This window comes from Pseudomonas sp. R-28-1W-6 (assembly GCF_009799925.1).
In the GTDB taxonomy this organism is placed as follows: Bacteria; Pseudomonadota; Gammaproteobacteria; order Pseudomonadales; family Pseudomonadaceae; genus Aquipseudomonas.
On the sequence record NZ_WELK01000003.1, the window covers coordinates 165,585 to 183,340 of the forward strand.

Annotated in this window: 12 protein-coding genes; 2 read left to right on the top strand and 10 right to left on the bottom strand. The window is 65.9% G+C overall.

The window, feature by feature from the left end:
- Nucleotides 1-113: 113 nt before the first annotated feature.
- The 5 genes from F3I62_RS08450 to F3I62_RS08470 all read right to left on the bottom strand — a co-directional run bounded on the left by F3I62_RS08450 (nt 114) and on the right by F3I62_RS08470 (nt 8,148).
- The gene (locus F3I62_RS08450; protein ID WP_160489196.1) at nt 114-2,486 is read right to left on the bottom strand and encodes a sulfite reductase flavoprotein subunit alpha; all 2,373 of its coding nucleotides are present in this window, start codon (nt 2,484-2,486) and stop codon (nt 114-116) included.
- A gap of 105 nt (nt 2,487-2,591) precedes the next feature.
- Entirely contained in the window at nt 2,592-3,698 is a 1,107-nt protein-coding gene (locus tag F3I62_RS08455; protein WP_160489197.1) for an alpha-hydroxy acid oxidase, read from the bottom strand.
- A gap of 2 nt (nt 3,699-3,700) precedes the next feature.
- Nucleotides 3,701-4,378: a Fe2+-dependent dioxygenase gene (locus tag F3I62_RS08460; protein WP_160489198.1), complete on the bottom strand. Its 678-nt coding sequence runs from the start codon at nt 4,376-4,378 to the stop codon at nt 3,701-3,703.
- 69 nt (nt 4,379-4,447) lie between these two features.
- Nucleotides 4,448-6,742: a catecholate siderophore receptor Fiu gene (locus tag F3I62_RS08465; RefSeq protein ID WP_160489199.1), complete on the bottom strand. Its 2,295-nt coding sequence runs from the start codon at nt 6,740-6,742 to the stop codon at nt 4,448-4,450.
- Between the two features lie 242 nt (nt 6,743-6,984).
- Entirely contained in the window at nt 6,985-8,148 is a 1,164-nt protein-coding gene (locus F3I62_RS08470; protein WP_160489200.1) for a type III PLP-dependent enzyme, read from the bottom strand.
- A gap of 436 nt (nt 8,149-8,584) precedes the next feature.
- On the opposite strand from F3I62_RS08470, the gene F3I62_RS08475 reads away from it, so the two are divergent.
- Both F3I62_RS08475 and F3I62_RS08480 read left to right on the top strand, forming a co-directional pair.
- Nucleotides 8,585-10,168, top strand: a complete 1,584-nt coding sequence (locus tag F3I62_RS08475) for a peptide chain release factor 3 (RefSeq protein WP_160489201.1) — start codon at nt 8,585-8,587, stop codon at nt 10,166-10,168.
- Nucleotides 10,169-10,368: 200 nt separating this feature from the next.
- Nucleotides 10,369-11,598, top strand: a complete 1,230-nt coding sequence (locus F3I62_RS08480) for a DUF3422 domain-containing protein (protein ID WP_160489202.1) — start codon at nt 10,369-10,371, stop codon at nt 11,596-11,598.
- Nucleotides 11,599-11,631: 33 nt separating this feature from the next.
- Here the strand turns inward: F3I62_RS08480 and F3I62_RS08485 are convergent, their stop codons facing one another.
- The 5 genes from F3I62_RS08485 to F3I62_RS08505 all read right to left on the bottom strand — a co-directional run bounded on the left by F3I62_RS08485 (nt 11,632) and on the right by F3I62_RS08505 (nt 17,454).
- On the bottom strand, nt 11,632-12,900 hold the full coding sequence (locus F3I62_RS08485) for a cyanophycinase (RefSeq protein WP_178122500.1): 1,269 nt from the start codon (nt 12,898-12,900) through the stop codon (nt 11,632-11,634).
- A gap of 82 nt (nt 12,901-12,982) precedes the next feature.
- Nucleotides 12,983-13,684, bottom strand: a complete 702-nt coding sequence (locus F3I62_RS08490) for a transporter substrate-binding domain-containing protein (protein ID WP_256667714.1) — start codon at nt 13,682-13,684, stop codon at nt 12,983-12,985.
- Between the two features lie 233 nt (nt 13,685-13,917).
- Nucleotides 13,918-15,213 (bottom strand): OprD family porin, encoded by a 1,296-nt coding sequence (locus F3I62_RS08495; RefSeq protein WP_160489204.1) that lies wholly within the window; start codon nt 15,211-15,213, stop codon nt 13,918-13,920.
- Nucleotides 15,214-15,276: 63 nt separating this feature from the next.
- Complete coding sequence (locus F3I62_RS08500) at nt 15,277-15,600, bottom strand: hypothetical protein (protein WP_160489205.1); 324 nt, start codon at nt 15,598-15,600, stop codon at nt 15,277-15,279.
- An 87-nt stretch (nt 15,601-15,687) separates the two neighbouring features.
- A complete protein-coding gene (locus F3I62_RS08505) occupies nt 15,688-17,454 on the bottom strand; it encodes a cyanophycinase (protein ID WP_256667715.1) in 1,767 nt (588 codons plus the stop codon).
- Nucleotides 17,455-17,756: the final 302 nt, after the last annotated feature.

Genomic DNA, 17,756 nt, shown 5'->3' on the forward strand with positions numbered 1-17,756 from the left:
GGCAGCAGCCGGGCCAGGCGCCGGGGCACTCGGCCTGGCAGGGTGGATAAGGCGTAGCCTATCCACCCTGACGCCTGCACGGAGCGAACCGGAACGAGACCCTGAGCCGGCTCTCAGTACACGTCGCGGCGGTACAGCCCGGCTTCCTGCAGCTGGTCCAGCCGCTCGCGGCCGAGCAGCTCGCGCAGCACCCGGTCGACCCCGCCGGCCATGCCGTCCAGGCTGCCGCAGACATAGATGGCGGCGCCTTCGGCGACCCAGCGCTGGACTTCGGCCGCCGCCTCGCGCAGGCGATCCTGCACATAGACCTTGGCCGCCTGGTCGCGGGAGAAGGCCAGGTCGAGGCGCGCCAGATCGCCCCGCGCCAGCCAGCCCTGCAGCTCGTCGCGGCAGTAGAAGTCGTGGGCCGCGTTGCGCTCGCCGAACAGCAGCCAGTTGCGCGAGCGGCCGGCCGCGATGCGCTCCTTGAGCAGGCTGCGCAGCCCGGCCAGGCCGGTGCCGTTGCCGATCAGCAGCAGCGGGCGGTTTTCCTGCGGCGCATGGAAGCCCGCATGGCGGCGCACCCGCGCCAGCACAGGCGCGCCCAGGCTGGCCTCGACGCACAGCCAGGCGGAGCCGAGACCGAGGCTGCCGTCGCTGCGCCGCTGCTGGCGCACGATCAGCTCCAGCACGCCGTCGCTCGGCAGCGAGGCGATGGAGTAGTCGCGCGCGCCCAGCCCGGCCTCGTTGCGCGGCAGCACCTCGAGCAGGTCGCCGGCCTGCCAGTGCCCGCCCACCGGCATCTGCAGGCGCACCCGGAAGGTCGGCGCGCCGCTGCTGCCGGGGTTGAGGCATTCGCGACCGAGCAGGCGCCATTCGCCGAACGACGGCTCGACGGGCGCCGGCACGGCGGCGCCCGTCAGCTGGCCGAGTTGCTGCTGCCAGCTGGCCAGGGCGGCCTGGTCGCCGTTGTCCACCTCCACCGGGGCGAACAGGCTGTTGGCCCCCTGCTGGCCCAGCCAGTCATGCAGGCGACGGGCGAAGCCGCAGAACTGCTGGTACTGGCGATCCCCCAGGGCCAGCACGGCATAGCTCAGCTCGCCCAGGGCCAGCTGGCTGCCGAGCAGCTTGCGCTCGAAGCCACGGGCATTGTCCGGCGCCTCGCCATCGCCGAAGGTGCTGACCACGAACAGCGCGCGGCTGGCCTGCTGCAGCGCCTGCTCATCCAGCCGCGCCAGCGGCTGCACCTGCACCGGCAGGCCGGCGGCCTGCAGCTGCCCGGCGGTGCGCCAGGCCAGCTGTTCGGCCAGGCCGCTCTGGCTGGCGAAGCCGATCAGCCAGCTCTCGGCGCCGCCCTGCGCCGCCACCGCCCCGCGGGCAGCCCGGGTCGCGCGTTGCTTGCGGCGGCGATCGAGGTAGAGCAGCCAGCCGGTGATGAAGAACAGCGGCATCAGACCGCTGGCCACGGCCATCAGGATGCGTCCGGTCAGGCCGAAATACTCGCCGACATGCAGGGCATAGACGCTGGCCAGCAGCTGCGCCTTGAAGCTCTTGTCGGCGTAGCGCTCGTGCTGTTTGACCTGGCCGCTGGCCGGGTCGAGGCTGAGCTGGTTGAGCGCACGCGGGTGGGCGGCCTCCTCCAGCAGATAGAACACCGTCGCAGGCGCGCCGGCCACCGGCGGCAGGCGCAGGTTCCACGCCACCAGTTGCGGCCCGGCGGCCTGCTGCAGGCTGCGCCACACGGCGTCGTAGTCGACCGTCGGCGGCGGCCCGGACGGCGCCTCGCCACGTCCGCCGCGCCGCTCGCCGGGCTTGCCGCCCTGCTGGCCGGCCGGGCTATCGGAGAGCAGGCGGGTCAGGCCGTCGCGGTACCAGTCATAGGACCAGTACAGGCCGGTCAGCGCCGCGCAGAGGTAGAACAGCAGGCACCAGGTACCGAATACCGCGTGCAGGTCCCAGTTGAAGGCACGGCCCTTTCTGGCCCAGTCGAGGGTCAGCCAGGCGCGCCAGTTCAGCGCCTGGCGCGGCCAGCGCAGGTACAGCCCGGACAGGCAGAAGAACAGCAGCGCCAGGGTGCTGGCGGCGGTGATCTGCTTGCCGGTGTCGCCCATGGCCAGGAAGCGGTGCAGCTGCAGCATCAGGCCGAAGAACGCCTGCCCGCTCGGCTCGCCGAGCAGCTCGCCGCTGTAGGGGTCGAAGAAGCGCATCGGGCCGCGGCGCTCGCCCGCTGGCGGGGTGAAGAATACCCGCGCGGCGCGGCCCTCACGCTGGTCGACCCACAGGCCGGAGACCGTCTTGCCCGCCTGCGCCTCGATCTTCGCCACCAGCTCGGCCGGCGCCAGCGGCCCGGTCTCGCGCACCTCGACCCTGAGCACCTCGGGGTTGAGCGCGCTCAGGATCTCGCCCTCGAAGGCGTACAGCGCACCGGTGACGCCCATCAGCGCCAGGACCAGACCGGCGGTGATGCCAAACAACCAGTGCAGTTGGAAAACGATCTTCTTGAACACGACAAATACCTTGATCAGCAGGCCACGCCCGTAACGGCGCACATTCTAGATAGGAACAATTTGCATCTGCTTGGGGTTTACCCAGCCTTTACCTTGGCCCCCGGCTCACAGGTCGCGCAGGCGCACCAGCAGCTCGGGGGATAGCTCCGCCAGCTCGCGACAACCGCACAGGGCCATGCTCACCTCCAGCTCCTCGCGCAGCAGCTTGAGCAGATGCGCCACCCCCAGCGCCCCGGCCGTGGCCAGCGCATAGACATAGGGCCGGCCGATCAGCACCGCGTTAGCGCCCAGGGCAATGGCCTTGAGCACGTCGCTGCCGCGCCGGATGCCGCCATCGACCAGCAGCAGGGCCTCGGTCCCCACGGCCTGGCGCATGGCCGGCAGCATCTTCACGGCCGGCAACTGGCTGTCCAGCACCCGCCCGCCATGGTTGGAGACGATCACCCCGGCGGCGCCGGACTGCATCGCCAGTTGGGCGTCCTGCGGATGCAGGATGCCCTTGAGCAGCACCGGCAGCGGGCTGTGCCGGCACAGCCAGGCCACTTCCTCCCAGCGCGGCGCCACGGCCAGCAGGCCGTCGAACACCGCGCTCTGCCCCGGCTGCAGCTCGGGCAGACGCAACGCCTCATCCACATTCACCGCGCGGACACCCTCCGGCAGGCGGAAGCCGGCGCGCTGCTCGCGGTTGCGTACGCCGCTGACCGGCGCATCCACGGTCAGCACCAGCGCCTGGTAGCCGGAGGCATCCGCCCGCTCGGCCAGCGCCAGGGTGCGCGCGCCATCGCCCTGCCAGTACAGCTGGAACCACAGCGGGCCCTGGGCCACCGCGGCGACCTCCTCCAGGCGGGTCGAGGCGAACGAGCTGAGCACCGCCGCGCCGCCCATCACCCCGGCGGCCATGGCCGTGGCCAGCTCGCCCTCGGCATGGAACAGCCGCTGGTAGGCCACCGGCGCCAGCAGGATCGGGTGCTGCAGCGCCTGCCCCAGCAGGCTGCAGCGGGTATGGCCGCCGCGCAGGTCACGCAGCATGCGCGGCAGCAGCGCCCAGTCCTGCCAGACCTGCAGGTTGGCCTGGCAAGTCAGCTCGTCCGCGGCGCCGCCCTCCAGATAGGCCAGGGCATTCTCGTCCAGCCGCTCCAGGGCATGGCGCCGGTAGTCCGCAGCCGACACCAGGTCGGCGGCAATCGCATTCAGGGGTGGCAGGCGCGCCATGCTCATTCCACCCACTGACGCAGCAGGTTGTGGTAGGTGCTGGTCAGGCCGAGCACTTCCTCCGTATCGCCCAACTGGCCGCGCAGCTTGAGGATGGTCATGTCCAGGTCGAACAGCATCTTGCGCTGCCAGGCATCGCGCACCAGGCTCTGGGTCCAGAGAAAGGCGGCGATGCGCGCCCCGGCGGTCACCGGCTCGACCCGGTGCAGGCTGGTGGAGGGGTAGACGATGGCATCGCCGGCGGCCAGCTTGACCTCGTGCTCGCCGTAGGTGTCCTCGACGATCAGCTCGCCGCCCTCATACTCCTCGGGCTCGCTGAGAAACACCGTGGTCGACACGTCGGTGCGCACCTGCAGGCCGCTGAAGCGATCGCGCTGCAGGGCGTTGTCGACGTGGTTGCCGTACTGCCCGCCGCCCCGGTAGCAATTGAACATCGGCGGCAGGATATGCCGCGGCAAGGCGGCCGAGACGAACAGCGGGTGCCGCGCCAGGGCATCGGCCACGCGCTGCGACAGGCCGGCAAAGGCCGGCGAGTCGGCCGGAAACTGCAGGTTGTGCTTGAGCTGGGCGGCCTGGGCGCCGGAGGTCTGCGCGCCATCGACCCAGTCATGGGCGGCCAGTTCGGCGCGCAGCGCGGCGACTTCCTGCTTGCTCAGTACCTGCGGGAGATGCAGCAACATCGAAAGGCTCCTCGCCCAACGCAAGAAGCCCGCGCAATGGCGCAGGCTCCTTGGCGGGCTTCAGCGGGTTTAGAAACTGAACTCGGTGGTCATCATCGCCGAGCGCGGCGTGCCCAGCACCGCCCGCGCCCCGCTGTTGTTGAGGGTGGCGATGTACTCCTCGTCGAACAGGTTGTAGACGTTCAGGCGCAGGTTGACGTTCTTGTTCAGACGGTAGGCGGCCATGGCGTCGGTCACCCAGTAGGACGGGATTTCCGGCATGTTGGTGGTGCTGCGATCGGCGCCCTCGGCGATCAGGCGATCCTGGTCGGAGACGTAGCGCGCCCCGCCGCCGAGGGTCAGGTCGCCCAGGGTGTAGGAGGTCCACAGGGTGGCGGTCAGGTCCGGCGACCAGCGCACGCCAGTGTTCTCGGTGACCACACCAGTCGTGCTATTGAAGCTGGCCTGGTCCAGCTGCTCGGTGTCCATGCTGGCGATACCGGCCGAGACCTGCCAGAAGTTGGTGATCTGCCCGACCATGCCCAGCTCGACGCCGGTCACGCGGATCTTGCCGTCCTGCTGATAGCTGTCGCTCAGCGCGTCGTAGGACACCTGGTTGGTGTTCTCGGTGCGGTAGACCGCGGCGGTCAGGTTCAGCCGCGCATCCAGCAGGTCCCACTTGGTGCCCAGCTCGACGTGCTCGGTTTCCTGCGGGTCCAGGTTCGGCTGGCTGTCGCTGGACTCGGAGGTGGACAGGGAGAAGTTGGCGCTGCCCGGCGGGGTCAGCGAGTTGGCGTAGGCCAGGTAGATGCTGCCGTTCTCGGCCGGCTTGTAGACGACGCCGGTGTTCCAGCTGGTCAGGTCGTCCGAGCTGTCCAGGTCATAGGGGGTCAGCAGGTAATCGTTGGTGACCGGGGTGCTGGCGATGGATACCAGCGAGGCGCCCTTGGTATCGGTGCGGTAGTGCTCGAAGCGCACGCCGGCATTGACCGACCACTGCTCGTTCAGGTGCAGGGTATCGAAGGCATAGAAGGCCGCGGTATCGGTGGTGCCGTCGCTGTACACCCCGGTCTTGTACGGCTTGCCCATCCCATCGTGGGCATTGGGGTCGTACAGGTCGGCATTCGGCAGCGTTACCGCGGCATAGGTCACCCCATCGATGACCTGCCGAGCCGTCGCGCCAGACTCGGTACGCTGGCTTTCGCGCATGAACTCGACGCCGGTGGCCAGGGTGTTGCGCAGGCCGAAGGTGAAGAACTCGGTGCTCAGGTTGGTCTGGTTGGCGGTGATCTCGTTTTCCTGGTCGGTCAGCTGCCGCGAGCGGCTCACCGTCCAGTCGGCCGGATCGCTCGAGCCGTTGGCCGACAGGGTATTGACCCCGGTGAGGATGCGGTCGGTGGTGGTCTTGCCGAAGCGCGAGGTGTTGCGCAGGGTGGTCACCTCGTTGAAGTCGTGCTCGAACTTGACGCTGAGCATGTCGGCCTCGACATCCTCGTAGTCGTTGTCGCTGCCGTAGTAGTTGTCTTCGTCGACCTTGCCCCCGCGATTCAGGCGCGCGTCGGCATTGTAGAAACCGCTCATGCCGATGGTCGGGATGCCGCCATCCGGCACATTCTCCTGGCGCACGTGCTGGCTGTAGAGGTACAGGCGGGTGTCGCCATCCAGGCCGAAGGCCAGGGCAGGCGCGACGGCGTAGCTGCTGTTCTCCACGTAGTCGCGGCCATCAACGCCGCCGTCGCGACGCATCAGGTTCAGGCGCAGCGCCGAACCCTGACTCATGGTCTGGTTGATGTCGGCGGTCATGGCCGCCTTGTCGGCGGTGCCGTAGCCCAGGGTGCCGCTGATGCTGTCTTCCAGGGTCGGCAGCTTGGACACCAGGTTGATGTAGCCGGACGAGGCGCCCCGGCCGATATCGGAGCCGGCCGCGCCCTTGACCACTTCCACCTGCTCGATGTTGAACACGTCGCGGCTGACCGCACCGAGGTCACGGATGCCGTCGACGAAGGTCGAGGTCTGGGTGGAGAAGCCGCGCATCATGAAGGTGTCGCCGGCGGCGGTGTTGCCGTTCTCGCCCAGCTGCATGGTGATCCCCGGGGTGTTGCGCAGCGCTTCCATCAGGCTGCTGGCGCCCTGCTCGCGGAGCATTTCCTTCTTGATCACCTGCACGGTCTTGGGGGTGTCCAGCAGCGCCTCGGTCATCTTGTCGTTGGCGCTGCGCGTGGCCTTGTACGGCACCTCGGCGGCTGAGGTCACACTGGTAGCCGGCAGGCTCAGTTCTTCCTGCACGCTGTCGCCCTGGGCAGCAAACGCCATGGCGGGAACGGCGGCGGCGATCAGCGCGGCGAGGTGGCTGCTCTTGTGATGCTTGCGGCTACGAATGGACATGGTCTCTCCCCAATTTGAAAGATGCCCCGACTCTCTGTAATGGCTGTTGGCGAGAGGGGGATGATCTAAAGCGGGCGAGATGATAATAATTTACATTTACTGTAGCAATACTTACATAGAATTATTCGCATTTATTTCTTTCGAAGCCCTCAGGCCCGAACAGGCCTGCACCGCGCCCTGGCGGTAAATCGCGGGCACAAAAAACCCCGCCGATGGGCGGGGTTCTTCAGCTGACACACTGCTTACAGATAGTAGGCCTTCAGCGGCGGGAAGCCGTTGAATTCCACCGCGCTGTAGCTGGTGGTGTAGGCGCCGGTGGACAGCCAGTACAGGCGGTCGCCGATCGACAGGTTGAGCGGCAGGCCGTACTTGTAGTTCTCGTACATGATGTCGGCGCTGTCGCAGGTCGGGCCGGCGATCACCACCTCTTCCATCTCGCCCTTCTTCTCGGTCCAGATCGGGAACTTGATCGACTCGTCCATGGTTTCGATCAGGCCGCTGAACTTGCCCACGTCCACATACACCCAGCGCTCCACGGCGGTGCGCGACTTGCGCGCGACCAGCACCACTTCGCTGACCAGGATGCCGGCGTTGGCGATCAGCGAGCGGCCCGGCTCGAGGATGATTTCCGGCAGGTCGTCGCCGAAGTCTTCCTTGAGGAAGCGGATGATTTCCTCGGCGTAGGTTTCCAGGCTGTTGGTGCGGGTGATGTAGTTGGCCGGGAAGCCGCCACCCATGTTGATCAGCTTGAGCTCGATGCCGTCTTCTTCCTTGAGGCGCTCGAAGATCACCTTGACCTTGGCGATGGCCGCGTCCCACACGGAGATGTCGCGCTGCTGCGAGCCGACGTGGAAGGACAGGCCGTAGGGCACCAGGCCCAGGTCGCGGGCGAGGATCAGCAGGTCCATGGCCATGTCGGTCTGGCAGCCGAACTTGCGCGACAGCGGCCAGTCGGCCGTGGTCGAGCCTTCGGTGAGGATGCGCACATAGACCTTCGAGCCCGGCGCGGCCTTGGCGATGTTGCGCAGGTCGGCCTCGGAGTCGGTGGCGTACAGACGCACGCCCTTCTCGTAGAAGTAGCGGATGTCCTTGGATTTCTTGATGGTGTTGCCGTAGCTGATGCGCTCCGGGCCGACGCCGGTGGCCAGCACCTTGTCCAGCTCATAGATGGAGGCGATGTCGAAGTTGGAACCCTTGTCGCGCAGCAGCTCGATGATCTCGACGGCCGGGTTGGCCTTGACCGCGTAGTACACCTTGGCGAACTCGAAACCGGCGCGCAGGTCGTCGTAGGCCTGGCCGATGATCGCGGTGTCGATCACCACGAAGGGGGTTTCGTGCTTGTCGGCGAAGGTCTTCATCTTCTGGAAGGTTTCGCGCGGGTAGTAGTCTTCGACCTTGATCGGCATGCAGGGAACTCCAAATGGGTAAGGCAAGCTATGGGTGCTTAACAGGGATGATGGCTCGTCGAAGAGCCGCGAACGTCTAATCCGTTTCCCCACTTTGGTTCGCCTACTTCCCAAGGCATGTCGCCGAGGATTGCGCCCGGGCGGGTCGGCAACCTCTCGTCGTCAGTACTTGAGCCGGATGGATCGTTTCCAGCATGGACGTTCGGGCGCGAACTTTAGGACCATGGGGCCGTGAGATCAATCAAAAATTGCCGCCGTTTTGCCCCCGATTGTCGCCTGACTGATTGACTGTTTCTAATCCTCAACAAAACGTCAGGAATGCTGCACAAAGCCGCGCCGGCCCTATGCGCCAGCCGGACGCCGCGCAACCCGCGTTTCCCGTTATAATCGCCGCCTTTTTTGACAGACCGACTATCAGTCGACGGGTTCCCCGAGCATGACTATCCAGGCCGCAGAAGTCGCCAAACGCCGTACGTTCGCCATCATTTCCCACCCCGACGCCGGCAAGACCACCATTACCGAGAAGCTCCTGCTGATGGGCAAGGCGATTGCCGTGGCCGGCACGGTGAAGTCGCGCAAGTCCGACCGCCACGCCACCTCCGACTGGATGGAGATGGAGAAGCAGCGCGGCATCTCCATCACCACCTCGGTGATGCAGTTCCCCTACCGCGAGCACATGATCAACCTGCTCGACACCCCCGGCCACGAAGACTTCTCGGAAGACACCTACCGCACCCTGACCGCAGTGGACAGCGCGCTGATGGTGCTCGACGGTGGCAAGGGCGTGGAACCGCGCACCATCGCCCTGATGGACGTGTGCCGCCTGCGCGATACTCCCATTGTGAGCTTCATCAACAAGCTCGACCGCGACATCCGCGACCCGATCGAACTGCTCGACGAGATCGAGGCGGTGCTGAAAATCAAGGCAGCGCCCATCACCTGGCCGATCGGCTGCTACCGCGACTTCAAGGGCGTCTACCACCTCAAGGACGACTACATCATCGTCTACACCCCGGGCCACGGTCACGAGCGCACCGAGGTCAAGATCATCCAGCACCTCGACTCCGACGAGGCCCGCGCCCACCTGGGCGACGAGTACGAGCGCTTCATCGAGCAGCTGGAACTGGTACAGGGCGCCTGCCACGAGTTCGACCAGGAGGAGTTCCTCGCCGGCCAGCTGACCCCGGTGTTCTTCGGCACCGCGCTGGGCAACTTCGGCGTCGACCACGTGCTCGACGCGGTGGTCGACTGGGCACCCAAGCCGCTGGCGCGGGTGGCCAACGAGCGCACCGTGGAGCCGGTGGAGGAGAAGTTCAGCGGCTTCGTGTTCAAGATCCAGGCGAACATGGACCCGAAGCACCGCGACCGCATCGCCTTCATGCGCATCTGCTCCGGCAAGTACGAGAAGGGCATGAAGATGCGCCACGTGCGGATCAAGAAGGACCTGCGCATCGCCGACGCCCTGACCTTCTTCTCCAGCGAGCGCGAGATGCTCGAGGAGGCCTATGCCGGCGACATCATCGGCCTGCACAACCACGGCACCATCCAGATCGGCGACACCTTCAGCGAAGGCGAGGTGCTCGGCTTCACCGGCATCCCGCACTTCGCCCCGGAACTGTTCCGCCGCGTGCGCCTGAAGGACCCGCTGAAATCCAAGCAGCTGCGCCAGGGCCTGCAGGAACTGGCCGAGGAAGGCGCCACCCAGGTGTTCTTCCCCGAGCGCAACAACGACATCATCCTCGGCGCCGTCGGTGTGCTGCAGTTCGACGTGGTCGCCAGCCGCCTCAAGGAGGAATACAAGGTCGAGTGCGCCTACGAGGCGATCAACGTCTGGTCGGCGCGCTGGATCGAGTGCGACGACAAGAAGAAGCTCGAGGAATTCAAGGACAAGGCCTACGAGAACCTGGCGGTCGACGGCGGTGGCCACCTCACCTACCTGGCGCCGACCCGGGTCAACCTGAGCCTGATGGAAGAGCGCTGGCCGGACGTGAAATTCCGCGCCACCCGCGAACACCACTAAGCGCTTCTCCGGGCGTTCCGCGCACCATGGCCCACGTACCGGCTTGCGGTGCGCGCGGCGCACCCTACGGAAAGGTCTGCGCCCCAGAAAGCCCCGCATTGCGGGGCTTTCGCCTTCTCATGCGCGGCACGCTGATGTGACCAGCCGGTCACGCAACGGCGTCATCCAGAAACCCTCTCTTTCTGGCCCGCCCCTTCACCATGCATCCACTGCGCAAAACCCTGCACAACGAACTGCACGCCCGGCCGTCGATCTATTTCCGCGAGCCGTCGCATGTCTACCACCTGGCCTTCGTCGATGCCGAGCAGGCCTGCGTCGAGCTGGTCAGCCAACTTGAACGACTGGCCAGCGAAGTGCTGCCGGCCAACGAGGTCCAGGGGCTGCTGCGCCTGGATGCCGCCACGCTCAAGTGGGAGCGCCACAGCGAGTTCTTCACCCTCACCCTGGTGCAGCCCCGCCCCGCCGGGGGCGAGCCCTGGCCACCGCTGCCCGAGCCGCTGGCCGGCCTGATCCAGCCGTTGCGGCCCCTGCTGATCAGCGCGGTACAGGTGCTGGTGGAAGCCGAGCGCGACTGGGCCGGCAGCGTCAGCGGCTACGGCTTCAAGGACCCCGCCGGCTCCAGCCTGGGCGACGGCGACGCCACCGTCTGGTCGGACTTTCGCCTCGACGCGCATGGCGTCAACCGCCTGCTGCTGGTCAACCGCCGCCTCAACGCCTACCGCCTGGGGCGCATGATCCGCCGCCTGCTGGAGATCGAGACCTACCGCATGATGGCCTCGCTGGCCCTGCCGGTGGCGCAGGACGTCAGCCGCCAGCTGAAGGACTATGACCGCGAACTGGCCGCGCTGTCCGACCGCAACGCCGAGGGCAGCGACAGCGCCAAGGTGCTCTCCGCCGCCATCGCCCAGCTGTCGGCGCGCATCGTCCGTTGCACCGCGCGCACCCGCCAGCGCTTCGGCGCCACCGAGGCCTACGCGCAGATCGTCGGCGAGCGCATCGCCGAACTGCGCGAAAGCCATGTCGACGACTGCCAGCGCCTCGGCGTGTTCATCGAACGACGCTTCCGCCCGACCGTGCGCTACTGCGCCGCCACCGACCAGCGCCTGGTGCGCCTCGGGCAGAGCGTGGCCAATCTCGGCGACCTGCTGCAGGCACGGGTTCAGGTGGAAGTGGAAGAACAGAACTCGGCCATCCTGCGCAGCCTGAACGCCCGCGCCGACACCCAGATCAAGATCCAGAAGGCCGTCGAAGGGCTCTCGATCATCGCCATCAGCTACTACCTGCTGAGCCTGTTCAAGCTGTCCTACGAGGGCCTGCACGGCCTCGGCCTGGCCATCCCGGCGAAGACCGCGATGCTCGCCATGGGCCCGCTGGCGCTGCTGATCCTGCTCGGCATCATGCTGCGCATCCGCCGGGCGCGACAGCACTGAGGACAGCAGAACCCGGCGGAGCAGGAGGAAACCTCAGTTGAGGCGCATATCCACCAGCAGGCGCAGGTAGGAGGTCAGGCTCTGCCCGCCCACGGTGCCCATATAGCCATGGCTGTCGAACTGGCTGCTCTTGATCAGGTCGACGCGGTAGCGCGGGTTGGTCTCATAGGTGCGCCCCAGGGTACTGGTGGAGCGGCTGTTGAACAGGTCGGCACTGACCTTGACGAACTCGCGCGGCTTGCGGCGACCATCGGCCCCGCTGTTGTTCGGGCTGCTGAAGATGTCGCCGGTGGCGGTCAGCGCCGTGCTGTACTGCTCGCGGCCACGCAGGCTGGTCTTGGCGCTGGCGATGACGAACTGGCCGGTCTGCGGCCGGTACTTGTCGCCACTGGTCAGGTAGCTGGCCAGCACATCGTACAGGGCCCAGGTACTGCCGCTGCCCAGCTCGGCATTGCGCAGGTCGAAGACGAACACGCCGCCGGCGCCGATGACTTGCATCTCGATCTGGCCGAGGCTGGCATTGTTCTGCACCAGCAGACCGGTGTTCTCGTCCACGCCGAAGGCGAACGGCACGCTGGTGTAGTCGGCCAGGCGCACGATGCGCCCCTGGCGACCGCGCTCGCTGAAGTGGGTATCCAGCAGGCCATAGGTGAAGAAGCCGAAGCCGCCCTGCGGGTCATACGACAGGTCGTCCCCCGACGGCGTGGTATACGGCCCGTAGCGCAACGCCTCGTAGCTCTCGCCGCCGGTCACCATCGGCCCGTCGACCATGATCGCGGTGCCGGCGCTGGTGCCGGCCAGGACCGCGCCCGCGGCATAGCGCGAGCGGATCGCCGCCAGCGCCGGGGTATCGGCGCGGTTGCTGGTCTGCAGCACCTGGGTCAGGCGCGACTGGTCGCCGCCACCGAAGAAGAAGCCGGTCATGCCATTGATCTGGCTGACCACCGTCGGGTTGCTGCTGTTGGCGATGTTGTCCAGGTCGATGGGAATCCACTGGGCATCGGCCGCGCCATAGGTGGTGCGCAACAGGTTGGCGTAGTACTCGCCATTGGCCCGCGAGTTGGCGGCAGCGGCGGTACCGGCATCCGGGTCCTGGCTTTCCGGAATGGAGGCGGCGGTGATCACGCCGATCCTGGCCTGGCCGGTGCCGCCGGCCAGCTGGATGAAACGCTGATAGATGGCGGCGTTGTCATCCTTGAGGCCGCCGCCGACCAGCAGCAGAGCACCGGCTGCCTGGCCGAGCCCGGGCAACAGGGCGATGAGTAGAACCGCGTAACGCCATACCTTCTTTCTTATCGTCATCGTGATTTCTCCGAGACGTGCAGTTGCCTGCACTGTTGTTGTGGGTTGTCGTAGAACGGAATTGCCTGCCAGGTCTGGCCGCTCAATAAACGCTGAACTGCTTGAAGTACTGCTTCTCGATGCGCGCATACACGCCGTTGTCGAGAATGGTCACCAGCGCCTGGTTCAAGCGGACCTTGAGCGCCTCCTCGCCTTTGCGCAGGGCAATGCCCTGGCCCTTGCCAAAAAACCTCGGTGCCACCACGGCATTGCCGACCCGCTCGAAGCCAGCGCCCTTGGCTGTATCGATGAAACCGAAGTAGCCGGACACCGCATCGTCCAGCACCAGGTCGACGCGCCCCTCGTAGAGCGCCTGGTAGGTGGCCGCCGCACTGTCGAAACGCTCGATCGCCACATGCCTGGCAAAGCGCTCGCTCAGGTAGCGGTCATAGGTGGTGCCGCGCTGCACGCCCAGGCGTTTGCTGCCGATGCGCCGCGGGGTGATGATGACTTCGTTGATGGCGCCTTCGCGGGCGAAAAAGAACGCCGGCGTCTGCGCATATTTCTGGGTGAAGTCCACCTGCTTGAGGCGTTCCTCGGTGATCGACATGGACGCCAGGATCAGGTCCGTGCGCCGTTCCTGCAGGGCCGGGATCAGGTCGTCCCAGGCGAACCGCTGCAACTGGCAGGCGGTTTTCATCTGCTCGCACAAGGCGTTGGCGATGTCGACATTGAAGCCCTTGAGCTGCCCGTTCTGATCGAGCTCCTCGAAGGGCGGAAACTGGCCCTCCATGGCAATTCGCAAGGGCTCCGCCTGGACCGTAAAGGCCAGTAATCCTGCCATTAACAATCCGTATAACAACCCGTACGCACGCATATCCACGCCTCCTTGTTGCAGGTCGGCCGGTACTGCCAGGTGCCCTCTACCGGAAAAAAACGGCGCCATACGGGCGCCGTAAGGTCAAAGGAGCAATCGGAGCAGACCTTAAGAAAAACGGCTGCAGCCCGTGGCTGCAGGGCCACGGGCTGGACGACGCGTTACAGAATGCTCAGCGGGTAGTCGACGATGACCCGGAACTCGTGGAGGTCGCCCTCGCCCTGATCGCCGTTGGCGTAGTGGAACGCCTGACGCAGGCGTACGGAGAGATCCTTGGCCGGGCCTTCCTGGATCACGTACTTGATGTCCAGGTCGGTTTCGCTGTGTTCACCGTCGGCGCCGTAGTAACCGACATAGCCGCCGTTGACGTCGGCGTCGGTGCCATCGATGTCGCTACCTTCGACATAGGTGACCTTGGTGGTCAGGCCCGGCACGCCCATTTCGCTCCAGTCGTAGGCATAACCGATGCGCCAGGACTTCTCGTTCGGCGCGTTGAAGTCGGAGTACTGCATGGAGTTGGCGAGGAAGATCGAGTCGCCGCCGACGTAGTCGAACGGGGTGTCGCCATCGACGGCCTGATAGGCCAGCAGCAGGCTGTGCGAACCCAGGCCGTAAGTAGCCGCCAGGCTCCAGGTGGTGTTGTCGATATCACCCTGCAGCGCCTCGCCGGTATCGCTGGTGCGGTACAAGTTGAAGTCGAAGTTCAGGCTCTGGCCTTCGCTGATCGCCAGGTTGTAGTTGAGGTTGCCGTAGTACTGGTTCCAGGTCTCGTCGAACTGCGAGGCATAGAAGCCGAGATTCAGGTCATCGTTGACGCTGTACCAGCCGCCGGCATAGTCGAGGGTCTTGCCGATCTCGCCGCTGCCATAGTTGAGGTTCAGCTCGTCGTCGCTGTTGGTCGAGTTGCGGTTGTTGTACGCGGTGAAGTGACCGGCTTCGAAAGCCAGGTTCTCGATCTCGCCACTGGCGACGTGGAAACCGGTGGCGGTTTCCGGCAGCAGGCGACTGTGGGCGGTGGCGAACACCGGCGCCTCGGTGCGCATGTCACCGTACTTCAGCACGGTGTCGGAGACGCGCAGCTTCACCGCACCACCGGCTTCGGAGTAATCGTCCTGGGCGCGGCCGTCATCGCCGATCGGCAGCAGGCCGGTGCCGGTGCGGCCACGACCGCTGTCCAGCTTCAGGCCCAGGTAGCCATGGGCGTCGACCCCGAAACCTGCAATGCCCTGGGTGAAGCCGGAAGCGAACTCGGCCATCACGCCGTGCGCCCACTCCTCGCGGTAGCTCTGGCTGTCCGGCTTGTTCTTGAAGTCGCGATTGAAGTAGTAGTTGCGGTTCAGCAGACTCAGCTCGCTGTCTTCGACAAAGCCCTTGGCATCGGCCTGACCAGCCAGTGCCAGCTGGGTGCTGGCGGCACTGATGGCCAGCGCGAGACAACTCAGTTTTACAAGGTTCATGACTTACTCCGTTTAGTGTTATTAGAAAGCCCCTCGCAGGGCTTCAGGTTTTTGCCGACCCGGTCAGACAAACAGTTCCGGTGTGAACACCGCTGGCCGTACGCCCCTGCTGATCACCGCCTCCAGGCACAACGTCGACTCGCCATCCAGCCAGCAGACGAAGTAACCCGCGCTTTTCAGGCGCTTGAGGCGAAACTTCCACTCGCGCTCCAGCAGCTCGCCGGCACTGGCCAGGCGCTGCTGCAGTTGGATCACCGAGTAGAAGCCGGCTGGCGTCTCGACCCGTTCGAGCACCGTGGCGACCGGGCTTTTCAGGGCCTCCACCGCGGGCTCGTGGTCGTGCAGCAGCTTGTCCAGGGCGAACAACTCCAGATTGGTTAATTGCATGAGCACCTTCTCGACTGGCTTTTCTCGGGCACAAAGGGCCCCGCTCGCCCTGCCGCAGCAGGGCGAAATCAACGGTGTTTCAGGGGGTCAGGACGGCTCGGCGAGACCGAGCAGGCGCGCCAGGCTGTAGGCCACCTCCTCGCGACTGACCGTGCGCTGGGGCTCGAAGCGGCCCTGCTCGGCACTCAGCCAGCCGGCGCCGACGGTCAGCGCGGCGGCATCCGCCACGGCCGGATCCAGGCCTTGCACATCCTTCAGTTCGGCACGCTGGACCAGGCTGGTCTTGGCGAAGCCCTCGACCAGCGCCTTGCAGGCCAGGGCCCAGTCCTGGCGAGTGACCGCGCGCTCGCCGTCGAAGCGGCCATCGGCCTGCAGCCAGCCATTGGAGAGCACCACCTCGATCTGCTCGCGCAGCGGATGCTCGGCCGGCACGTCGGCCAGCTTGGGCAGCTTGTCCAGCACCGGCTCGGCGGCCAGGGTCATCTGCAGGGCATTGGCCAGCTCGAAACGGGTCAGTGCGCGCTTGGGTTCGAACCGGTTGTTGGCATCGCTGGTCATCAGGCCGCGGAAGCTCACCGCGCGCACCGCCTCTGGCCAGCGGCTGCTGCCGACATCCTGCGGCGTGCTGCGCGCCGGGTCGCGCAGGGTTGCATCGACCGGGGTGATGTCCAGGCGCACGCCACTGACCGTGTAGTTGGTCAGGGAATCCTGGAAGCGGCTGTGGGCGCTGAAACCCTCGGTTTCGCTGAACTCGAAACGGTAACCGTAGTGGTAACCGTTGGCCGGGTTGTAGCGGGTCATCAGGCCGACCTGACGGGTGGCGGTGTTGTCGGCCAGGCCATAAAGCACGGCACGCGACATGGCCGAGACGGCGGAGAGATCGGTGAGCAGCTGGTTGCCGACCAGGTATTCGTTGCCGGCGGTGATCGCCGCCTTGCCCTCGGCCGGCTGCACCTTGCCGCTGTTCAGGTCGTAGCGATCACCATGGCCGAGCATGGCCAGGCGCACATTCTGCAGGCGCGTGCCGTAGACCCCGAAGTCCTTGCTGGCCTGGCTGGCATCCATCACCGTCAGGTAGCCCTCGCCGAGCACTTCCAGCTGGCCATCGGGCTTGACCCAGATCGCGGTGTTGGTATCCAGGCCGAAACCCTTGGCCGGCTGCTGGCCGACCAGGTAGCTGGCCATGCGCGCGGCACGCCCGCTGCTGGTTTCCTCAATCTGGTCGAAGTGCTGGTCGATGATGCCGGCCTTGAACAGCCCGGCGCCCTTGAGCAGGGCGGTACCGCGCTGGTCGGCCTGCTGCGCGACGCCGAAGTCGAGGGTATCCATGACCACCCCGTAGGCGGTCGGCATGGTCGCGCCGAGGATGCTCGCACCGGCACTGCTGCCCGCCACCACACCGCCCTTGGCGAACACCTGGCGCACCGCCTTGAGGGTCAGCGACTCGCTGCCATCGGGGTTGTACAGGGCGCGGGCGATGCGCGCCTGGTCGCCGCCGACGAACCATACGGCCGTCGCCTCGGTCAGCGGTTTGACCGCGGCCGGGTCGTTCATGCTGGTCTGGTAGTTCTGCTTGTCGATGCCGACGATGCTGATGTGCTCGGCCGGTACACCCAGGGCCTGCAGCTCGCCCTGGAAACGCTTGCTCGAACTGAGGCTGCCACTGGCGGTGGGCATGATGGCGATGCGGGCCTGCTCGGCACCACCGGCCAGCTCGATGAGCTTCTCGTACACCGCCGTGTTGCTGGCGCGCAGCATGCCGCCCACGGCCAGCAGGTTGCCATCGGCCAGGGCCGGCGCGGAAAAACCACAAAGGATCAGGGCGGCGACCAGGGCGCCACGTTTCGGCTGCATTGTCATTCTTGTTGCTCTTCTTGTTGTGAATACCACGGGCCCTGACGGCCCAGCCCAGCAGACCCAGCGCATCCTCCTGATACCCCGGCACGCCAACCGCGCACCGACCACTCCCTTGCCCCGAAACCTGCTCGGCGGGGCGTGACCGCACTGAATGTTTTTTTTCAAATAATCATATTTTTGAAATCTTGTATATCAACAAAAAGCAGCAAGCAACCCCCGACCCAGGTCATTTAACCGACCAATCGATCAGGAAATTACTAATAAAAACACTATTAAACAGCCACTTAATGGAAATTCGT